Genomic DNA, 18949 nt, shown 5'->3' on the forward strand with positions numbered 1-18949 from the left:
ATGGGCGAAATCAATCAGAGGATTCGCGTTCATATCGGCGACATTACCAAGCTGGCGGTCGATGCCATCGTCAACGCCGCCAACACGTCACTTCTGGGTGGCGGAGGCGTCGACGGCGCCATCCATCGTGCAGCCGGTCCCGAGCTTCTGGCCGAATGCCGAACACTCAATGGCTGCAAGGTCGGCGACGCAAAACTCACCAAAGGCTACAGGCTGCCGGCACGCTACGTCATCCACACGGTTGGTCCGGTCTGGCAGGGCGGCGGCAAGGGCGAAGCCGAGTTGTTGGGCTCCTGCTATCGCCGGTCGCTCGAACTCGCCGCCGCCAAGGATTGCCGGACCGTGGCATTCCCGGCGATCTCGACCGGTGTATACCGGTATCCAAAAGACCAGGCGACCCAGATCGCAGTTGGCACAGTGAGCGCCTTTATCAGCCACAACGCGGTTCCGGAAACCGTCATCTTCTGCTGCTTCGACCAACAGACGGCGGAACTATACCAGCAGGCGTTGCTGCGCCTGGCGGGAGCGTGACCTGTCCCGATGAGAAATCCCATCCACACCCTTCAGGCTCATTTTCAAACATCGAACTGGCCACACGGAAAAATTGCGGCTATTGCTGATTTGCAATTTCCATGGGGATGGGGCGAAGATGAGACTGCGACTTTCTCAGAAAACTACTGTATCGATACTTGCAGGGCTTCTTATATTAGCTGCTCCAGGCAGCAGCGCAGCGGAATCACTGGCGGGCAACAAAGGCGACATCCGTTTCTACCCGACTTTGGCTGGAAACCCGAAGGATCCGTGTACCAAGTCGTACAACGCCTATGTGGCGGCCAGCGGCCATTCAGCCTATGCAACGACCTTTTATTCGCGCGTCGTCGACATCTACATCATTTGCGGCGCGCGGCTGAACGCACCGTCGCAAAAGGCGGCGGAAGATTTGGCGCTGCGGAACTGTCAGTCAGGCTTGAAAAAGTGGAAAGTCAGGCTTGCGAGCGGCGGCTGTCAGATCGCGCTTTCCAAATAGTCAGTCGCCTGGCTGACTGGCACCGCCTGCGGAAAATCCGGGAGGTTCCATGTTCGCCAAAATCCTGATCGCCAACCGCGGCGAGATCGCTTGCCGGGTGATCCGCACGGCGCGCAAGCTGGGCGTACATAGCGTTGCCGTCTATTCCGACGCCGACGCCGGGGCCCTGCATGTCGAGATGACCGACGAGGCGGTGCATATCGGCGCCTCGCCTGTTGGCGATAGCTATCTGCGCGGCGACAAGATTGTCGCGGCGGCTTTGGCCACCGGTGCGGAAGCCATCCATCCGGGCTATGGTTTTCTGTCGGAAAACCCTGATTTCGTTGACCAGGTGACGGCGGCGGGGCTCGTCTTCATCGGCCCGTCGGCCGCCTCGATCCGCGCCATGGGGCTGAAGGACGCGGCCAAGCGGCTGATGGAGAAGGCCGGCGTGCCGGTTGTGCCGGGCTATCACGGCGAGGCGCAGGAGATCGTGCTGCTCGCCTCCAAGGCACGCGAGATCGGCTATCCCGTCCTGATCAAGGCGCGCGCCGGTGGGGGCGGCAAGGGCATGCGGCGCGTCGAACACCCCGACGACTTTTCCGAGGCGCTGTCGGGTGCGCGGCGCGAGGCCAAGGCCGCTTTCGGCGACGACCGCGTGCTGGTCGAGAAATATATCGATAAGCCGCGCCACATCGAGGTTCAGGTATTCGGAGATATCTTCGGCAATGTCGTGCATCTCTACGAGCGCGACTGCTCGGCACAGCGCCGCCATCAGAAGGTGATCGAGGAAGCCCCCGCCCCCGGCATGACGCCGGCATTTCGCAAGGCGATGACGGAGGCGGCGGTGAAGGCCGCCAAGGCGATCAACTATTCCGGCGCCGGCACGATCGAGTTCATCGTCGATGCCTCGCAAGGGCTGAAGGCCGACCGCTTCTGGTTCATGGAAATGAACACCCGCCTGCAGGTCGAGCACCCGGTCACCGAAATGGTTACCGGTACCGATCTGGTCGAGTGGCAGTTGCGGGTGGCGTCCGGCGAAAAACTGCCGAAGACGCAGAGCGAGATCACGCTTTCCGGCCATGCCTTCGAAGCGCGCATTTATGCCGAGGACGCGGCAAAGGGTTTTTTGCCGGCGACGGGCACGTTGCATCACCTGAAATTTCCGGATACCGCGCCCGAGGGCGCCAGTATGCGGATCGAGACCGGCGTGCGGGCCGGTGATGCCATCTCGCCCTTCTACGATCCAATGATCGCCAAGCTGATCGTGCACGGCAAGGGCAGGCAGGCGGCGGTCGAAGCACTGGGCATAGCCCTTTCGCAGACCGAGATCGCCGGCTCGACCGTCAACACCGCCTTTCTCGCTGCTCTTGCCGCTGACGCGGATTTTTCGGCAGGCGATGTCGATACCGGCCTGATCGGCAGGCATCAGCAAGCGCTGACCGCGGTGCCGCCGCCGAGCAATGAGATCGTCGCCGCAGCCGCGCTTGCGGCATCCGGCGCCGGGGCTCAGGCGCCGACAGACGACCCGTGGTCGTCGCTTGCCGGTTATGCGCATTTCCACACTGTTCCGCGGCGCACGCGACTGCGCTACGGCGAGGACGAGATCGTCGCGCTAGTGTCGGTACTGCCGCCGGACGGGCGCTTCCAAGTGGCACTGGACGCACCTTATAACAGCGCCAATCCGCTTGATCTTCGCGCCGCCCCTCGACTCGCCCGCTGGCCAGGCCATGTCACGGTCTTCGAAGGCGCCGTCGGCTACAGTTTTGTCGTGCCGGACCCGTTGACAAGGGCCGACGAGATCGCCGCCGGTTCTGACAGCCTGCGGGCGCCGATGCCGGGCCTGGTCAAGCTGGTGCGTGCAGCCAAGGGCGACGCCGTCATCAAGGGCCAGCCGCTGTTGATCCTGGAAGCGATGAAGATGGAGCATACGATCTCCGCCACCCATGACGGGACCATCGCCGAGATCGCCACAGAGGGGGCGCAGGTCACCGACGGGACCGTGCTGGTGCGTTTTGCCGAGGAAGCCCACGGCTGACGCTGCTCCTTAATCCACGAGGCGATGTAGGGGCACGCGCCACAGACGCACCCCCAAAATGAAAATGGCCGAGTCTGCCCGGCCATCTCCGATAGTCGCTAGGCGACGCTAGCCATCACGGCTGGATCGGCGCGTATTTGCCGTCGTGCCACTGGTTGATGTCGTAGCTGACGTTCTTGAGGTCGCCCTTTTCATCGAAAGTGACAGGGCCGACGACGGTGCTGATCGGCTCGCCGTTCTTCAACGCTTCGGCAACCTTGGCCGGGTCGTCGCTGCCGGCGCGCTTGATACCCTCGGCAAAGGCCTGGATCACGGCATAGGAGAACAGCGTAAAGCCCTCGGGCACGAAGCCGCCCGCCTTGATCTTTTCGATGGCTTCCTTGGCTTCGGGCTTGGCCCGCGGATCCGACGGGAAGACGAACATGGTGCCTTCGCCGGCCGGGCCGGCAACCTGCCAGAATTCCGGCGTGGCAATCGAGTCCGGCATGATCAGCTGGAACTTGAGGTTCTGTTCCGCCGACTGACGCAGGATGAGGCCGGCCTCGGGGTGGTAGCCGCCGAAATAGACCACATCAGCCTTCAGTTCCTTGAGCTTGGTGACAAGCGCCGAGTAGTCCTTTTCGCCGGCGTTGATGCCCTCGTAGAGTATCTCTTTGAGACCGTTCTGGTTCATCGTCGCCTTGACGGCGTCGGCCACGCCCTGCCCATAAGCGCTCTTGTCATGCATGATGACGACGTTCTTGCCGGCATATTTCTTGGCGATCCATGGACCGATGAAGGCGCCCTGCGCATCGTCGCGCGTATAAAGGCGCATGATCGTCGGCCAGCCGGCTTTCGCCGCCGCGTCGGTCAGTTCTGGGTTCGACGAAGCCGGACTCATCATCAGCGCACCGGCTTCGGCATAGACGGCCGAGGCCGGGATGCTCGAGCCCGAGCAGGCATGGCCATCGATGAACTTGACCCCGTTGGCGACGATGCGGTTGGCGACCGAAACCGCCTGCTTCGGATCGCACTGGTCATCCTGGACGTCGAGCTTGATCTGGCGGCCTTCGACACCTCCAGCGGCGTTGATCGCGTCGGCGGCGGCTTGCGCGCCCTGCTTGAACTGGTCGCCGATGGTGGCAAGCTGTCCGGTCATCGGTCCGACCACCGAAAAGGTGATGTCTTCGGCGAAGGCAACCGGCGCGCTCATCACCAGGCCCACTATGGCCGCGCTCAAAATACCCAACTTTTTCATGGTGATACAACTCCTCCACTCTCGCGCGGCCGTCCCGGCCGCGCCTCTTCCAGAGTGGCTGGGAGAATCTCACCCTTCGCTAAGCCTGTCTAGGCGCATCGGCGGCACTCAATTGGGCCTGCAGCCTTTCTGTTTGACGATGATCTTCTTCCAAAAACCGGTTTCCACTTTTTGGGATCATGGTCCGAAAACGCAAAAGCCGCGCCGGCCTTGTTCCGGCCGGTCGCGGCTTTGTCGATCGAACAATCTCGAACGCTCCTGCGCCCGAAAACCGCTCGCCTTCCCTGTCCGTCGCGCAGCTTGGCTGTATCCGGCCTGCCGCGTTCCTGTCATTGTAGGTACGACCGTCTTGCGCGGCCTTGTTCTTGCCGGTCCGGCCGTCTTGAGCAGCCTTGACCTGAAGCGTCCCTGTCGGTGATCTCAGTGCCCGATGAACTCAAGACCCAATGAACTCCGGGCCTGATGAACTCAGGGCCAACTTAGTGCATCGTCATCCATTCGCGGGCTTCGCGCAGCGCCCTGGCGATCTCGACCTTCGACATGGCGGCCGACAATTCCGAGCGCAGTTCCGCGGCGCGGACCGAGCCCTTGATCGCAGCGATGTTGAACCATTTGTGGGCGGCGACGACATCGGTCTCGCAATCGCGGCCGGTCGCATACATCATGCCCAATTCGAAAAGAATATCGGCCTGGGCAGTTGCCCCCATGGCGCCGAAGCCGGCTTCAGGCATTTCAAAACGTGCCATTTCAATCCCCTGTTCTAGCCCCTGTCAGGCTCCCGAGAGCTGCCTCGTTCTGTCCCTTGGTGTCTGTTGATAACCCTTGGGGCGGCCGCTCTTTCGATGCTTTCGAGAATGAACCGGAGGCTTGAATCCGCGGTTAAGTGGCGTGCTTAATTTGAGGAAAACAAAGCTAAAACAAGAGGTAAACGCGAGAATTCGTTAAGGATGCAAAGCCAGCAATTGCGCCGGTTTGCACCAAATTTGACGAAAATTTGCGAGGCGAAGATCAAGACTCCGCTAACCACGGGAGACAAAGACGGAGTTGCGAACGTTTCATTTCCCACCGATGAGACCGCTTCTAGCGGCCGGAAAATCCTGAAGTCTTCCGCAGCGGCACCGCTTTTGTTTTGTCGGGAGGTGAATTAGCTTACGTTTGCGTAAAAGGCAGACCGGCGGGGCGGAACACCCGGCCGGATGCCCACAGGGAGGAGAAACATGTTTCGCAAAATCAGCATGGCCCTTGCGGCCACCTTGATCATGGCCGGCGCGGCTTGCGCCGATCCGATCGAAGGCAACTGGAAAACGCAAGCCGGTTCGACTGCCGCCATTGCGGGCGGCGGCGGTGCATTTTCCATCACGCTCAAATCAGGCAAATTTGCCGGCAAGCGGATCGGTTCGTTCAAGGTGTCCGGCGCCAACAAATATTCGGGCACCATAACCGACCCGGAAACCGACAAGACCTATTCGGGCAAGGCCTCGGTCTCGGGCGCTTCGCTCAAGATGAGCGGCTGCGTGCTCGGCGGGCTGATCTGCAGGAGCCAGACCTGGCACAAACTCTGATCGTTTCCGCTGCCACAAAATGAAAACGGGGCCGCGAAGGCCCCTTTTTGTTTGCGCCGTCTGTTTGGGACAACGGATCAATCGTGCGGGCCGCGCGTTCAGCGCCCTAACAGCATTTTACCCGCCCTTGTCGGCAGCAAGATTGGGGGTCGGCAGCTAGACTGCGGCGACGCTCGTGGCCGGCGACGGCGCGGTGGCGGCGGGCACTCGACCCTCCGTCGATAAATTTGAACCGCAGATGAACGCCGGCATCAGAACCGGTTCAGTTGCATCAGGGCATTCTCATGCGTGTTGAAGGAGACACCACGCAATGTTCGCCCGCCGCTTCACCATCGTCTGCCTGCTGATGAGCCTGTTCGGCATGTCGTTCGCCATCCTCGTTGCCGAGGCCGGCCGCCCAGCCCGCTCCTGGGACCAGGCCAATTCCTGCCGGTTCGGTTGCCCGGGCCATCTTCGCCATTGACGCCGACAAAAACCCTTAGAGAGAAGCAACACACCATGAACCGCATCGTCGCCAACGCCCTCAAGACCCTTCGGCTTGTGCCGCGGGCGACGCTCATCCTGATGGTTCTTGCAGCGCCGGTTCTGGCCGTGCCCTCGATGCGCGCCGATGCCGGCTCGACGATCGAGGCGCCGGCGTTGAAGAAGACCGGCGTCGGCTTTGTGCTGTTGATCAGCCTGCGGCGCGGCTAGGCCAATCGGCCTTCATCGAAACCATTGAAAAAGAAAAAACGGCGCTTCGGTCGCGTTCAAACCGGCACACCCCCTCCCAACCGCATGACCAAGCCTCTATATTGGGTTATGGAAAAGCGAATCTATCCCCAAGCCATAGACTCAGTCGTGATGCCGGAGCCGTTTGGCCGGCAGAGCTTCAATGATGCAGGAAAGGCCGTCGCGGCCTTGCAGGTCCTCTACGATCGCCACACCAAATTCCTGCGCGATTCATTTACGGCGCTCGCCGCAGGCGGCGACAATAACAAGCGCTACCGGGCCTTCTATCCCGAGGTCGGCGTCACCACGACTTCGTTCACCCAGATCGACTCGCGGCAGGCTTACGGCCACATGCCGACACCTGGGCATTTCTCGACCACCATCACCCAGCCTGCCCTTTTCGAACGCTATCTTACCGAACAGCTTGGCCTGATCATGCGCAATCACGGCGTTCCGGTCACGGTTTCGGAATCGACGACGCCAATCCCGCTGCATTTCGCCTTCCTGGAAGGCTCCCATGTCGACGGCGCGGCAGCCGAGCGCATCAGGCGGCCGATCCGTGACCTGTTCGACGTGCCGGACCTCGACGGCACCGACGACCAGATCGCCAACGGCACGTTCGAAGTGGCGTTAGGCGAAGCCAGGCCGCTGGCGGCGTTCACAGCGCAACGTATCGACTACTCGCTGCACCGGATGTCGCACTACACGGCTACCAGTCCGCAGCATTTCCAGAATTTCGTGCTGTTCACCAACTACCAGTTCTACATCGACGAATTCGTCGCCCGTGCGCACAAGCTGATGGCGAATGGCGGCGGCGGATACGTCGAATTCGTCGAGCCGGGAAACGTCGTCACCAAGGCTGGACAAAGCGCGCCTAGCGATGGCGTGGCGCCGCCGCGCTTGCCGCAGATGCCGGCCTATCATCTGAAGAAGCCGAACCATGGCGGCATCACGATGGTCAATATCGGCGTCGGCCCCTCCAATGCCAAGACGATCACCGACCACATCGCGGTGCTCAGGCCGCATGCCTGGGTGATGCTCGGCCATTGCGCCGGGCTGCGTAACACTCAGGCGCTGGGCGACTATGTGCTGGCGCATGCCTATGTGCGCGAGGATCATGTTCTGGACGACGATCTTCCGGTCTGGGTGCCGATTCCCCCGCTGGCCGAAATCCAGGTGGCGCTGCAAGAGGCGGTCGCCGAAGTCACCGGCCTTTCCGGCTACGACCTCAAGCGCATCATGCGCACCGGCACCGTCGCCACCATCGACAACCGCAACTGGGAGTTGCGCGACCAGCGGGGGCCGGTGCAGCGGCTGTCGCAGTCACGGGCGATTGCGCTCGACATGGAATCGGCGACGATCGCGGCCAATGGCTTCCGTTTCCGCGTGCCCTACGGCACCCTGCTTTGCGTCTCGGACAAGCCCCTGCATGGCGAATTGAAGCTGCCCGGCATGGCGACCGAGTTCTACAAGCGGCAAGTGGCACAGCATTTGACCATCGGCATCAGGGCGATGGAAAAGCTGGCCGAGATGCCGATGGAACGGTTGCATTCGCGCAAGCTCAGAAGCTTTTCGGAGACGGCGTTCCAGTAGCAACGATCGGCTTGCATCGACCGGACCTTGGTAACCGCGCGGCAGGGCATTTCGTAATCTTGATTTGGGCTGCATTTCTGCCGATAAGCAAACGAGATGGCACGCGTTCGAAACATGATGGCGTCGGTAGCATTCGTAGCAATGCTCGTCTTCTCGGTCGCGGTGGTGGCCGGGTTTTTCGGAACGCTGCATCCGGCCTTCGATTCCTTCGCTCATTTCCGCGCTCATCTAGCCGTGCTGATGGGGCTTTGCGCGCTGCCGCTGCTCGCGACCTCGTTTCGCCTAGAGGCGGCCACAGCGCTGCTCTTTGCGGTGGCTGCCTTTGCCACCACCTCGAACGCCCTGTCGGTGCCCCGCCTGTGGCCGGTCCAGGCAGCCTACGAAGCAGAGGCCGGCGATCAGGCGGTCCCCGGTGACCAGGCGGTCTACCCCGGTGACCAGGCGGTCTACCGCCTGCTGCAGATGAATCTGCGGTTCAACAATCCAACGCCTGAAAAAGTCCTGTCGCTGATCGGCCGGACCCAGCCTGATGTGATCACACTCAACGAGGTGTCCGACATGTGGAAGGCGAAGCTTGCCCATCTCGCCAGCGCCTACCCCCACCGGATCCTCTGCCCCTACCCCAATGGCGTGTTCGGCGTTGCGCTGCTGTCCAGACGGCCGTTTGCCGCCGGCACGCAACCGCGCTGCGATGGCCGCGGTGCGATGGCCGTCGCGACGGTCGATTTCGGCGGAACCGACGTCGACGTCGCCGCCATGCACCTGACCTGGCCATGGCCGCGCAACCAGTCACGGCAGATCGGCGGATTGTCGGGGGAGTTCGCCTCGCTCGGCGAAACATCGATCATGGCATGCGACTGCAATGCAGTGCCGTGGAGTGCCGCCGTCCGGCGCGTCGCAGGTCTTGGCAAGCTGACCGTGGCGCCTTCGCCGGGACCGACCTGGCTCTATATCGAGCTGCCGGATTTCCTGCGCTTCGCCGGACTGCCGATCGACCAGGTTTTCAGCAAGGGCGCGGTTCTCATCCATTCGGTGTCGAGGCTGGAAGCCACCGGCTCCGACCATCTTCCGCTGATGGTGGAATTCTCGCTCAGGCCGGAACAGAAAAAGCCGGTCGACGAACATGAAACCGCAACCGCATCGGTGACACAGAACGGCAGGACGCGAAGCTGAGCGCCTACTGCTTGCGCAACAGGGCACCGATGAGGCGTTCGACATGGCCGCCGGCGCGATGCTCGCGCGCGTCGAAAGCGTTCTGTTTCGCCTCGTATTCGGCATAGACAGCCTTGATCCGGCGCCTCGCCTCGCGATGCGTCTTGCTGCAAACCCAGTTGTCGGCGAGTTCCAGTCCGGTGATCGATTTCTCGGTCGCCCGCATCATTGTCCTGGCGATGCGGCCGTGGTTATGCTCGTGGGCACGAACGCCCGCGAAAAACCGCTTCCAGCGCTTCTGAAGCGCCGGCGTCGCGGCTGAGACCATGCGCGGTAAGGTGTAGGTGAGATCGAGTGTCCCATTGGCCTGCCGCAGCCGGCAGACACCACCCTCTCTGGTGACCTCAAGGTCCCAATTTACCGTATAGGCGGCCAGCGCGATGGCGTGCGTCATGAAGCCGTGCCGCTTCGGACCTTTCCGGTCCATGGCCTCGATCAGGGCGGCGCCCGTGGTTCCTGATATGTCGTAGGTTCGGGTCTTGACCAGCACCTTCGTGTCAGCCGATGCCGACGGTGCGAAGCCGCACAAGCCACCAATAGCCACAAGGCACGTCAGAACCGCCAGGCGCATGGTCATCTCTCCGGGTCAGGAGGGAAAGGAACCACAAGCGCCGCGCCGCTTCAACTTCTTTTAGATGCCAGAAATATAACGGGCCTTCCCCTGCTTTCATTTTGGTCGACGGTTCCGGTGGACTTCACACGCTGACGTTGTGCTCCATTGATCTACGCATCACAGCGGCGCATTCCATCGCACATTGAACTGGCCGGAACGTCTCTCGACCCAGAAGCGGACTTCCTGCGCTTCCGGGGCTCTCGTACCCGAACATACGCTCCGTTCCGGTTCTCGGAAACCACCATGTCGGCGCGGCCTGGCTTGAATCTCAACACACCGAGTTCCCGATGGTCCGCTGGCTGGCGCAAACGCGGCGTCTCTTAAGCGCCTGCGGCACGGAAAGGAGGCGACGCGTCATGCGTTCGGCAGGGCGGCGTGTTGCGCGCCAATCGCGATCCTTGCGGATTTCCTCAACGCGGCGGGCCCGTCGATCCGCGGACCACCAGTTCAACCGACATGATGATCTGCCTCGGCTGGCCGTTTTCATTCACCATCTGGGCAGCAAGGCGACCCTTCCCGATGATGTCGTGCGCGACAGTGGTGAGTGGGGGCGTGGTGCGTGCCGATTCCGCGGTGCCATCGAAGCCCACAACCGACACGTGCTCGGGTATGTTTATGCCGCGACGAACCGCTTCGTCGAGTACGGTGATTGCCTGCCAGTCCGACATGGTCAGGATGGCCGTTGCTTCTGGAAATCGATCGAACACGACAGCTCCGGCCGAAGGCTCCCCAGGAGTGGTTTCGATGATCGGGACATCATCGATTGACAGATTGACCTCCGCCAAGCCTTGGGCGAAGCCATCAAGCCTTTCATAGTCGAGCTGAAAGCCCGCGGTAATCGCACGCTTGCCCTTGCCCGGCATGTGGACAATCGGTGGTCCGGATGTGCGCCGGATGGAGAGGATCACAAAATGCCGGTGCCCGAGAGCAGCCAGGTGCCCGACAGCCATCAGCGCTCCGCTCCTGCCGTCGATCCGGATCGAATTGATATCCGGGCCGGCATCGCTTTCGAGGATGACAAATGGCAGGCGCCGGCGCTGCGCCGAGGTGATCAGGTCGATGTCTACGCTATGGCCCAAAATGAAGCCGTCAACCAACGCCTCCCGGATGGTAGAGGTGCGCGTTTCTTCCGTACCGTTGACTAGGCTCAGCGTCGCCCCGGCCTCGTCGCACGCAAGCGAAACGCCAAGCACCAGTTCTCGTCCATATGGGCTTCTGATCACGTCGGCAATGGCATAGGCGCCCGGCGGCATAAACCCGATGGCGTTGAATTTGCCATTACGCAGTACCCGCCCCCTAGGGTCGGGACCATCATAACCAAGCTGGCGCGCCGCAGCTTCGACGCGCTCGCGCACGTCGGACCGCACCAGGTCCGGGTGATTGAAGACATTGGAGACAGTGCCGCGGGAGACCCCGGCAACTCTCCCGACATCCGTGAGGGTCGGCGTTTTGGTATGATTCATTCCTTCAGTTAAACACTTTTTTGGAGCGCTCCAAGGTTATTCTTGACTCGTCATCATAAAAGGCAGATCTTGCATTGGAGCGCTCCAATTAGCATAAATAGCGGCTTTATAAGCATTCTGTGCCAAAGCGAAGGCTCGTGTGCCCAATCTGGGTGTGTGAGCGCTAAATCATCAAAGGAGAGTAGGATGGCTGCGACCAGTGGTGGCCCGACATCGCTCGTGGGGAAGACTTTCGACTGTTCATTCGGCCCGTTCGTGCCGCGGCTCACGGTTCTGTCGCCGACAGAATTGCATGTACGGGCAACGATCGGCGCTACTCAGATCGATGAGGTCGTGAAGAGCGATCTGACAGGCGTCCGCCCTGATCTGTTCATCATGAGCTGGACGGAGCAGAGCGGTAACTTCGTCGTGCAGGTTCAGGATCACGAGAACAAAGTCGTTCATAATTATGCGCGGCTGGCCGACGGGCAACTGTTCTGTGCGCAGGGGTCATTCAGCCGGTACCGGCGGCCTGACAGGGTATCACACCGCGCCGCGCGAACTACGCGAACTGTTGTGCGGCCACTTGACGAATACAGGAGTACATTTCCCTCAAAATAGACCCGTTCACCCTCAGGAGTGTCGTCATGAACACCCTTTCCGAACCAATCTTCGATGTCGCCCAGCTCGCGCATGTCGAATTGCTGACGCCCGATCTCGATGGGACGTTACGCTTCTTCATGGATTTAATGGGCATGCAAGAGACCGAGCGGCGCGGCAAGTCGGTCTATCTGCGCGGCTATGAGGAGCAGTATCACCACTCGCTGAAGGTGACCGAGGCACAGCACGCTGGACTGGGGCACGTTGCTTGGCGGACGCGCAGCCCGCAGGCGCTGGAGCGCCGAGTCGCAGCGGTAGAGGCGACCGGCCTCGGGCGAGGCTGGATCGACGGTGATGCCGGCCATGGCCGCGCCTTCAGATTCGAAACGCCCGGGGGGCACTCGATGGAGCTGCTGTGGGACGTCGACTATGTCAGCGTACCGCCGGGGCAGGCTACGAAATTGCTTAATCGCCCGCAGAGACGCCCGCTCAACGGCATTCCGGTTCGCCGCATCGACCACCTGAACCTGATGGCCGCCAACACCGGCGCCTGCCGCGATTTCATGGTTGACGTGCTAGGCTTTCGCGAGCGCGAGCGGGTCGTTGGTGACAACGGGTCGGCGATCGCGAGCTGGCTCAGCGTGACCAACCTTTCGCACGATATTGCAATCGTCCCGGAGCCGACGGAGATGCGTGGACGCTTCCACCACGTCTGTTTCCACTACATTTCGGTGCAGCATCTCTTCGATCTGGCGGAGCTGGCAAGGGAAGCCGGCATTTCGATAGAGCACGGGCCGGGCCGGCACGGCATTGGCGGGGCAACGTTCCTGTACATGCTGGAACCAGGGGGCAATCGCATCGAGGTGATGGGCGATCCCGGCTACATGATCTTCGATCCGGCCTGGAAAACCGTGGTGTGGGAGGCGTCCAAGATCGCCGATGCCGTGGTCTGGAGCGGCTCTCCGGTTCCGGATTCCTTCTGGGTCTATGGAACGCCGGTGCCGCGGCCGGTGGAGGGTACGACCATCGCCGCCGTGGCGTAGAGTCAGTATTAGCGCGAAGACAGAATGCCAATTTTCTAGCGTTCAATACGCTCGCCAGATCTGCTCGGCACGGCACCGCGCGATCCCACGTCGAGTGCAAGATGTGCCAGCAGTCTTGCCACTCGTTCTGTCAATTAGGAATAGCTAATATCTGACGCTACATGTTCTGGTAAACTGGGCCTTCGCCACCTTGTGGCGGCACCCAGGTTATGTTTCGGTTCGGGTCCTTGATGTCGCAGGTCTTGCAGTGGACGCAGTTCTGCGCGTTGATGACGAAGCGCACGTCCTTCGCCTCGGGATCGGCGGCGGCGTTGCCATCCTTGTCGACCCATTCGTAGACACTGGCCGGGCAGTAGCGTGTCGATGGCCCGGCATAGACATCGTGTTCGGAACGCTGCTGCAGATCCATATCCGCGACCAGCAGGTGGACAGGCTCGTTTTCCTCGTGGTTGGTGTTGGAGAGAAACACCGAGGACAGGCGGTCGAAGGTGAGCACGCCGTCCGGCTTCGGATAGGCGATCTTCTTATGCTTGGCGGCCGGCTCCAGCGTCGCATAATCGGCCTTGCCGTGCTTCAGCGTGCCGAAAGGCGAGAAGCCGAACAGCGTGTTCAGCCACATGTCGAGGCCGCCAATGCCGACGCCGATGGCGGTGCCGAAGCGCGACCACAATGGCTTAACGTTGCGCACCTTCTTCAAATCCTTGCCGATGTCGGTTGCCCGCCATGCCGCCTCGTAAGAAGCCAGTTCGTCATTGGCGCGGCCGGCGCCGATCGCCTCGGCGACGTGCTCGGCCGCCAGCATTCCGGAGAGCACGGCATTGTGCGAGCCCTTGATGCGCGGCACGTTGACGAAGCCGGCGGCACACCCAATCAGCGCGCCCCCGGGGAAGGACAGTTTCGGCACCGACTGCCAGCCGCCCTCGGTGATGGCACGGGCGCCATAACCCAGCCGCTTGCCGCCCTCGAATGTGCCCTTGATCGCCGGATGGGTCTTGAAGCGCTGGAACTCGTCGAAAGGTGACAGATAGGGATTCTTATAGTTGAGATGGATGACGAAGCCGACCGCCACCTGGTTGTCCTCCAGATGGTAGAGGAAGGAGCCGCCGCCGGTCTTCATGTCGAGCGGCCAGCCGAAGGAATGCTGGACCAGGCCTGGCCGGTGGTTCTCCGGCTTGACCTGCCAGAGCTCCTTGAGACCGATACCGTATTTGCCGGGCTCGCGGCCGTCGGAAAGATGGTATTTGGCGATCAGCTGCTTGGCCAGCGAGCCGCGCGCGCCCTCGCCGATCAGCACATATTTGCCCATCAGCGCCATGCCCGGCGCGAAGCTCGGGCCATGCGTGCCGTCCTTCTCGACGCCCATATCGCCGGTGATAACGCCGGTGACCGCGCCCTCGTCACTGTAAATGAGGTCCACGGCGGCAAAGCCCGGATAGATCTCGACGCCCAGCGCCTCGGCCTTGGTCGCCAGCCAGCGGCAGACATTGCCGAGCGAAACGATGAAGTTGCCGTGGTTGTTCATCAGCGGCGGCATCAGGATGTTGGGCAGACGGAACGAACCGGCGGGGCCGAGGACCAGGAAATGGTCTGCCGTGACCGGCGTCTTGAACGGATGTCCCTCTTCGTCACGCCAGCCCGGCAGCAGCCGGTCGATGCCGATCGGATCGACGACGGCACCGGACAGGATATGGGCGCCGACTTCGCCGCCCTTTTCAAGGACGACGACGGAAAGCTCGGGATTGACCTGCTTGAGACGGATCGCGGCGGCGAGGCCAGCCGGACCGGCGCCGACGATGACCACGTCGAATTCCATGCTTTCGCGTTCGATCTCGCTCATCAACTTCTCACTGGCTGCCGCATTTGCGCATCTTGCTGGCTTATCAGCTGCATAGCGCATCAATTCGCGACGTGAAACCGGCGCTGACGTGACAATGCCGATTTCGTCAAAAAGTCGCGCATCATACTACAAAATCGCGGTTTGCGGTCCACCAGAACATCGATCCCGGCCAAGGCATTCCAAGACGCCACTCCAAGGAGAGCCGTCGCCCTGACGTTTTTAATTGTTCGACGGCTTGCTTATCGGCCATACTTCGCGCCATGCGCACTCCTGGGCCATCCGGCTTTTCATCGACGCGCTTTTTTTCGTCGCCCGGACGGATTTGCCGGGCGCTCGTTTTGGCCCTTTTGCCGCTGGCGTCCGTTGGCGCCCACGCCGAGCCGCAAAGGGTCTGGGCGGCCGGAGCCTACTCCTTTTCCGACGAGTTGGGCGGCTTCCGCATCACCAGCGCCTCGGGCATCGGGACAAAGGAGGACCCGCTTGTCATTACCGAAGAGCTGAACTCGGCGACACCGGTGACATTGACGATCCGCACGACTAAGCCGATCCAGCCCTTCGGCACTGCGGGCCAATTTGCCAATGGCCTCATGTATATGCGCGTCGACGTGCTCAACAACAGCGGCCAGGCCTGGGTCGAGTTCCAGTTCGAGCTCCAGGAGGTGCTCCACAGGCCGAGCGTATTCGGCGACGGCCTGTCATTCGACCAGCGCAACAAGACGCCTGACAACATCTGGTCGAGCAGCTTTTCCGATTTCGATCGCGACTTCGAGCCCTATGACCGGCTGCTGTTCAAAAGCGGCAAGATCGACCCGCTGAAGACGGCAAAGTTCAATTACCTGATCACCGACTACACGCCTCGCTGGACGTTCTATCTGGTGCAGGATCCGCGTATACCGTCGAGCTGAACTACTTCGTCATTCCAGGGCGGAGCAGGAGCGAAGCGACGTCGCGGAGACCCTGGAATCCATGCCGTGGCTGCCGCCGAAGAATGCGACGGCCCAGAATGAAGGCTGCTTTTTGGCGCCGCCTCCGCTCACAGGGATCTGCACCGCTGCAGCGCTCCGATGTTACGGCATGGACCCTGGGGTCTTCGCAACGTCGCTTCGCTCCTGCTCCGCCCCAGGATGACGAAATCATGAAGCATCGCGCCAATCACGATGTTGCAAATTCCTGCCGCGCGGCCGAATGTGAAAGCATGACTGCCGTTTCCCGAGACGACCGACCAGATATCGCCGACCTGCTGGCCTTCTACGCCAGCGTTGGGGTCGATGAAGCGCTCGAAGACGAGCCGCTGAACAGGTTTGCCGAGGCTGCGTCAAAGCCGCCTGAGCGGGCGCCGGCGACAGTTACGCCGCCAACTGGTGAAAACGCCGCACTGCCACGCCCGACAAGCCTGTCACGCGCCGGAATGGGCGAAAGGCAAGCTGCGGCACCGGCGGCGCGCGCGCCGTCCGGGACGGCGACGGTGCCCGACGAAGCGCAAGCGGCATTGGCGCGGCAATTGGCGACGAGGGCGGCGAGCCTGGACGAGCTTCGCCAGCACATGGCGGCATTCGACGGCTGCAATCTCAAATTCACCGCCAAGAACCTGGTGTTCGCCGACGGCAATCCGAATGCCGCGGTGATGCTGGTCGGCGAGGCGCCCGAGCGCGACGAGGACATCGAGGGATTGCCGTTCGTCGGCCGCTCGGGCCGGCTGCTCGACCGGATGCTGGCCGCGATCGGCCTCGACCGGACCTCGGCCTACATCGCCAATGTCATCCCCTGGCGGCCGCCGGGCAACCGCACGCCGACACCGCACGAGACCGAGATTTGTCGGCCGTTCATCGAACGGCAGATCGAACTGGTCAATCCGAAGGTACTGGTCAATTTGGGCGGCCTCTCGGCAAACACCCTTCTCAACACCACAGAGGCCATCCTGCGGCTGCGCGGCAATTGGCGCGTCCACACGACCGCCGCCGGCATTGCCATTCCCGCCATGCCGACCCTTCACCCGGCCTATCTCTTGAGAACCCCCGCGCATAAGAAGCTGGCGTGGCGGGATTTTCTTGAGGTGAAAGCGAAGCTGCGGGCGCTGGGTTGAGTTGGGGCGCAGCTTCCCTTCTCCCCTTGTGGGAGAAGGTGGCCGAGCGAAACTCGGTCGGATGAGGGGTGTTCCAGCTTGGCAAGGATGGCACTCCGTCCAGCACCCCTCAACCGTCTCGGCGCTACGCGCCGATCCACCTTCTCCCACAGGGGGAGAAGGAAGAGCCGCGCGATAACCTCCCCGGTAATTGAAATACATCTGCTACCGGCCTAGTCATGCGCTCATGACAGCAACCCAGACTTCCGCCGGTAGCCTCATTCGCGAATGGCGCACGCGCCGGCGCATGAGCCAACTCGATCTCGCCATGGAAGCCGAAATCTCACAGCGGCATTTGAGCTTCGTGGAAAGCGGCCGTGCAGCACCCTCGCGCGATATGGTGCTGCATCTGGCCGAGCAGCTGTCGATCCCACTGAGGCAGCGCAACCAGCTCCTGCTGGCCGCAGGCTTTGCCCCTAGCTTCAGCGAGCGTTCGCTCACCGATGCCTCACTGGCGCCGGCGATGGCGGCCGTCGAGATCGTGCTCAAGGGGCACGAACCCTTCCCAGCGCTCGCTGTCGACCGACACTGGAACCTGGTGTCGGCGAATGCTGCCATCGGCCCGTTCCTTGCCAATGTCGCCGAGCCCTCCCTGCTGAAGCCGCCGGTCAACGTGCTGCGGCTCAGCCTGCACCCCGGTGGCGTCGCGCCACGCATCGTCAACCTCGCCGAATGGCGCGCGCATCTTCTTGACCGGCTGAAACACCAGAACGACGCCACTGGCGACCCGGTTCTGGTCGGACTGGAGCGCGAGCTTCGGACCTATCCGTCCGGCCTGAACGGCGCACGGCCGGTGCCGGTCGAGCCGAACGCGATCGTGCACCCGCTGCGGCTTGCCCATGGCGATGCCGTGCTGTCGTTCATCAGCACCATCACCGTGTTCGGCACGCCGCTCGACGTGACGCTGTCGGAACTGGCGATCGAATCCTTTTTCCCCGCCGACGAACAAACGCGGACGGTGCTGGTCCGATTGGCGAAAGAGCGGGCCGAGCCGTCCTGATCATCATTGCGGCGGGGTCGCCTGGCGGGTGCGGGCACGTTCGAGGCCAAGCTGGCGCTCGCGCCAGATGATGAAGATGCCGGCGGCAACGACGATCACGCCGCCGATGAGCATATGAACCGTCGGGACGTCGCCGAAGGCGAGATAGCCGACGACGATGCCAAGCAGCATCGACGTGTATTCGAACGGCGCTACGACCGAGGCCTCGGCATGGCGATAGGCTGCCGTCATCAGAATCTGCGCGACCCCGCCGCAAAAGCCTGCAGCAATGAGAAGACCCGCCTGCACCGGTGTCAGCGCCTGCCAGCCGAACGGCAGCGAAAGCAACGCCAGGACGCTCGCCGTTACCGAAAACCACAGCACGATGGTTGCCGTCGGCTCGCTCTGGACGAGGTTGCGCACCAGCAGCATGGCGACGGCCGAGATCGCTGCCGCGACCAGGGCGGCGACGACGCCGAGCACCTCCTGATCGCCGAGTGCAGCGCCCGAACCAAGCAGCGTCAGTTCCGGCCATGAGATGACCAGCACCCCGACCAGTCCGACCGCAACCGCGCTCCAGCGATAGACGCGGATTGCTTCGCCGAGGAAGATCGAACTGAACACCACCACCAGCAGCGGTTGTGCGTAGTTCAGCGTGATCGCCTCGGGAAGCGGCAGCCGTGTCAGCGCAAAGAAGCCGAGGCCCATGGCGCAGACGCCGACAACGCCGCGCGCAATGTGGTTGAGCGGACGTTTGGTCGAGAACGCCGTGCCAAGCTTTCCCTGGAAGGCCAGTAAGACGATGATCGGAAAGATGGCGAAGAAGGAGCGGAAGAACACGATCTGGCCAGCCGGCACCGTGCCCGCCGCCTTGATGCAGGACGACATGCCGACAAAGACCGCCACCGACACGATCTTGAGCATGATCCCGGTCAGCGTGTTGTGCGCGCCGGG

General features: G+C 62.1%; 19 protein-coding genes. 13 read left to right on the forward strand and 6 right to left on the reverse strand.

Features of this window, described 5'->3' with window-relative positions; all coding sequences use genetic code 11:
• The 3 genes from CIT26_RS34395 (at window position 1) to CIT26_RS34405 (ending at window position 3044) form a co-directional block, all read left to right on the forward strand.
• Window positions 1-531, forward strand: coding sequence for an O-acetyl-ADP-ribose deacetylase (locus CIT26_RS34395; protein ID WP_095496707.1), 531 nt, complete (start codon window positions 1-3; stop codon window positions 529-531).
• Window positions 532-649: 118 nt separating this feature from the next.
• On the forward strand, window positions 650-1027 hold the full coding sequence (locus tag CIT26_RS34400; RefSeq protein ID WP_095496803.1) for a hypothetical protein: 378 nt from the start codon (window positions 650-652) through the stop codon (window positions 1025-1027).
• Window positions 1028-1076: 49 nt separating this feature from the next.
• On the forward strand, window positions 1077-3044 hold the full coding sequence (locus CIT26_RS34405; RefSeq protein ID WP_095496708.1) for an acetyl/propionyl/methylcrotonyl-CoA carboxylase subunit alpha: 1968 nt from the start codon (window positions 1077-1079) through the stop codon (window positions 3042-3044).
• 115 nt (window positions 3045-3159) lie between these two features.
• Here the strand turns inward: CIT26_RS34405 and CIT26_RS34410 are convergent, their stop codons facing one another.
• A complete protein-coding gene (locus CIT26_RS34410) occupies window positions 3160-4281 on the reverse strand; it encodes a branched-chain amino acid ABC transporter substrate-binding protein (protein ID WP_095496709.1) in 1122 nt (373 codons plus the stop codon).
• 479 nt (window positions 4282-4760) lie between these two features.
• A complete protein-coding gene (locus CIT26_RS34415) occupies window positions 4761-5027 on the reverse strand; it encodes an SEL1-like repeat protein (RefSeq protein ID WP_027152750.1) in 267 nt (88 codons plus the stop codon).
• Between the two features lie 471 nt (window positions 5028-5498).
• Between CIT26_RS34415 and CIT26_RS34420 the strand changes: the two genes are divergently transcribed.
• The 5 genes from CIT26_RS34420 to CIT26_RS34435 all read left to right on the forward strand — a co-directional run bounded on the left by CIT26_RS34420 (window position 5499) and on the right by CIT26_RS34435 (window position 9320).
• Window positions 5499-5843, forward strand: coding sequence for a DUF2147 domain-containing protein (locus tag CIT26_RS34420; protein ID WP_095496710.1), 345 nt, complete (start codon window positions 5499-5501; stop codon window positions 5841-5843).
• 310 nt (window positions 5844-6153) lie between these two features.
• Complete coding sequence (locus tag CIT26_RS36945; protein WP_167391643.1) at window positions 6154-6306, forward strand: hypothetical protein; 153 nt, start codon at window positions 6154-6156, stop codon at window positions 6304-6306.
• Window positions 6307-6341: 35 nt separating this feature from the next.
• Window positions 6342-6536: a hypothetical protein gene (locus tag CIT26_RS34425; protein WP_095496711.1), complete on the forward strand. Its 195-nt coding sequence runs from the start codon at window positions 6342-6344 to the stop codon at window positions 6534-6536.
• A gap of 150 nt (window positions 6537-6686) precedes the next feature.
• Entirely contained in the window at window positions 6687-8147 is a 1461-nt protein-coding gene (locus CIT26_RS34430) for an AMP nucleosidase (protein ID WP_245319667.1), read from the forward strand.
• Window positions 8148-8243: 96 nt separating this feature from the next.
• The gene (locus CIT26_RS34435; RefSeq protein WP_095496712.1) at window positions 8244-9320 is read left to right on the forward strand and encodes an endonuclease/exonuclease/phosphatase family protein; all 1077 of its coding nucleotides are present in this window, start codon (window positions 8244-8246) and stop codon (window positions 9318-9320) included.
• Window positions 9321-9324: 4 nt separating this feature from the next.
• Here CIT26_RS34435 and CIT26_RS34440 read toward each other — a convergent pair whose 3' ends face one another.
• A complete protein-coding gene (locus CIT26_RS34440) occupies window positions 9325-9930 on the reverse strand; it encodes a DUF922 domain-containing protein (RefSeq protein WP_095496713.1) in 606 nt (201 codons plus the stop codon).
• 452 nt (window positions 9931-10382) lie between these two features.
• The gene (locus tag CIT26_RS34445; protein WP_095496714.1) at window positions 10383-11435 is read right to left on the reverse strand and encodes a LacI family DNA-binding transcriptional regulator; all 1053 of its coding nucleotides are present in this window, start codon (window positions 11433-11435) and stop codon (window positions 10383-10385) included.
• A 186-nt stretch (window positions 11436-11621) separates the two neighbouring features.
• Between CIT26_RS34445 and CIT26_RS34450 the strand changes: the two genes are divergently transcribed.
• Window positions 11622-12035, forward strand: coding sequence for a MoaF-related domain-containing protein (locus tag CIT26_RS34450; RefSeq protein ID WP_095496715.1), 414 nt, complete (start codon window positions 11622-11624; stop codon window positions 12033-12035).
• Window positions 12036-12061: 26 nt separating this feature from the next.
• On the forward strand, window positions 12062-13057 hold the full coding sequence (locus CIT26_RS34455; protein ID WP_095496716.1) for a catechol 2,3-dioxygenase: 996 nt from the start codon (window positions 12062-12064) through the stop codon (window positions 13055-13057).
• 157 nt (window positions 13058-13214) lie between these two features.
• On the opposite strand, the gene CIT26_RS34460 is transcribed toward CIT26_RS34455, so the two are convergent.
• The gene (locus CIT26_RS34460) at window positions 13215-14894 is read right to left on the reverse strand and encodes an electron transfer flavoprotein-ubiquinone oxidoreductase (protein ID WP_095496717.1); all 1680 of its coding nucleotides are present in this window, start codon (window positions 14892-14894) and stop codon (window positions 13215-13217) included.
• Window positions 14895-15154: 260 nt separating this feature from the next.
• On the opposite strand from CIT26_RS34460, the gene CIT26_RS34465 reads away from it, so the two are divergent.
• The 3 genes from CIT26_RS34465 to CIT26_RS34475 all read left to right on the forward strand — a co-directional run bounded on the left by CIT26_RS34465 (window position 15155) and on the right by CIT26_RS34475 (window position 18016).
• Window positions 15155-15799: a hypothetical protein gene (locus CIT26_RS34465; RefSeq protein ID WP_095496718.1), complete on the forward strand. Its 645-nt coding sequence runs from the start codon at window positions 15155-15157 to the stop codon at window positions 15797-15799.
• Between the two features lie 290 nt (window positions 15800-16089).
• Entirely contained in the window at window positions 16090-16977 is an 888-nt protein-coding gene (locus CIT26_RS34470; RefSeq protein ID WP_095496805.1) for a uracil-DNA glycosylase, read from the forward strand.
• A gap of 226 nt (window positions 16978-17203) precedes the next feature.
• Window positions 17204-18016 carry a helix-turn-helix domain-containing protein gene (locus tag CIT26_RS34475; RefSeq protein ID WP_095496719.1) on the forward strand — a complete coding sequence of 271 codons (813 nt, stop codon included), beginning with the start codon at window positions 17204-17206 and terminating at the stop codon, window positions 18014-18016.
• Between the two features lie 3 nt (window positions 18017-18019).
• Here CIT26_RS34475 and CIT26_RS34480 read toward each other — a convergent pair whose 3' ends face one another.
• A complete protein-coding gene (locus CIT26_RS34480; protein ID WP_095496806.1) occupies window positions 18020-18919 on the reverse strand; it encodes a DMT family transporter in 900 nt (299 codons plus the stop codon).
• Between the last annotated feature and the right edge of the window lie 30 nt (window positions 18920-18949).

The sequence above is a fragment of the Mesorhizobium temperatum genome (assembly GCF_002284575.1).
Classification (GTDB): Bacteria; Pseudomonadota; Alphaproteobacteria; order Rhizobiales; family Rhizobiaceae; genus Mesorhizobium; species Mesorhizobium temperatum.

What these genes read in the sequence shown, in the direction of transcription:
- CIT26_RS34400 (WP_095496803.1), top strand. Translation starts at nt 650, where the DNA reads ATGAGACTGCGACTTTCTCAGAAAACTACTGTATCGATACTTGCAGGG.
- CIT26_RS34460 (WP_095496717.1), bottom strand. Translation starts at nt 14,894, where the DNA reads ATGAGCGAGATCGAACGCGAAAGCATGGAATTCGACGTGGTCATCGTC.
- CIT26_RS34435 (WP_095496712.1), top strand. Translation starts at nt 8,244, where the DNA reads ATGGCACGCGTTCGAAACATGATGGCGTCGGTAGCATTCGTAGCAATG.
- CIT26_RS34395 (WP_095496707.1), top strand. Translation starts at nt 1, where the DNA reads ATGGGCGAAATCAATCAGAGGATTCGCGTTCATATCGGCGACATTACC.
- CIT26_RS34405 (WP_095496708.1), top strand. Translation starts at nt 1,077, where the DNA reads ATGTTCGCCAAAATCCTGATCGCCAACCGCGGCGAGATCGCTTGCCGG.
- CIT26_RS34465 (WP_095496718.1), top strand. Translation starts at nt 15,155, where the DNA reads ATGCGCACTCCTGGGCCATCCGGCTTTTCATCGACGCGCTTTTTTTCG.
- CIT26_RS36945 (WP_167391643.1), top strand. Translation starts at nt 6,154, where the DNA reads ATGTTCGCCCGCCGCTTCACCATCGTCTGCCTGCTGATGAGCCTGTTC.
- CIT26_RS34425 (WP_095496711.1), top strand. Translation starts at nt 6,342, where the DNA reads ATGAACCGCATCGTCGCCAACGCCCTCAAGACCCTTCGGCTTGTGCCG.
- CIT26_RS34420 (WP_095496710.1), top strand. Translation starts at nt 5,499, where the DNA reads ATGTTTCGCAAAATCAGCATGGCCCTTGCGGCCACCTTGATCATGGCC.
- CIT26_RS34480 (WP_095496806.1), bottom strand. Translation starts at nt 18,919, where the DNA reads ATGCTCAAGATCGTGTCGGTGGCGGTCTTTGTCGGCATGTCGTCCTGC.
- CIT26_RS34415 (WP_027152750.1), bottom strand. Translation starts at nt 5,027, where the DNA reads ATGGCACGTTTTGAAATGCCTGAAGCCGGCTTCGGCGCCATGGGGGCA.
- CIT26_RS34475 (WP_095496719.1), top strand. Translation starts at nt 17,204, where the DNA reads ATGACAGCAACCCAGACTTCCGCCGGTAGCCTCATTCGCGAATGGCGC.
- CIT26_RS34470 (WP_095496805.1), top strand. Translation starts at nt 16,090, where the DNA reads ATGACTGCCGTTTCCCGAGACGACCGACCAGATATCGCCGACCTGCTG.
- CIT26_RS34430 (WP_245319667.1), top strand. Translation starts at nt 6,687, where the DNA reads ATGCCGGAGCCGTTTGGCCGGCAGAGCTTCAATGATGCAGGAAAGGCC.
- CIT26_RS34440 (WP_095496713.1), bottom strand. Translation starts at nt 9,930, where the DNA reads ATGCGCCTGGCGGTTCTGACGTGCCTTGTGGCTATTGGTGGCTTGTGC.
- CIT26_RS34445 (WP_095496714.1), bottom strand. Translation starts at nt 11,435, where the DNA reads ATGAATCATACCAAAACGCCGACCCTCACGGATGTCGGGAGAGTTGCC.
- CIT26_RS34450 (WP_095496715.1), top strand. Translation starts at nt 11,622, where the DNA reads ATGGCTGCGACCAGTGGTGGCCCGACATCGCTCGTGGGGAAGACTTTC.
- CIT26_RS34455 (WP_095496716.1), top strand. Translation starts at nt 12,062, where the DNA reads ATGAACACCCTTTCCGAACCAATCTTCGATGTCGCCCAGCTCGCGCAT.
- CIT26_RS34410 (WP_095496709.1), bottom strand. Translation starts at nt 4,281, where the DNA reads ATGAAAAAGTTGGGTATTTTGAGCGCGGCCATAGTGGGCCTGGTGATG.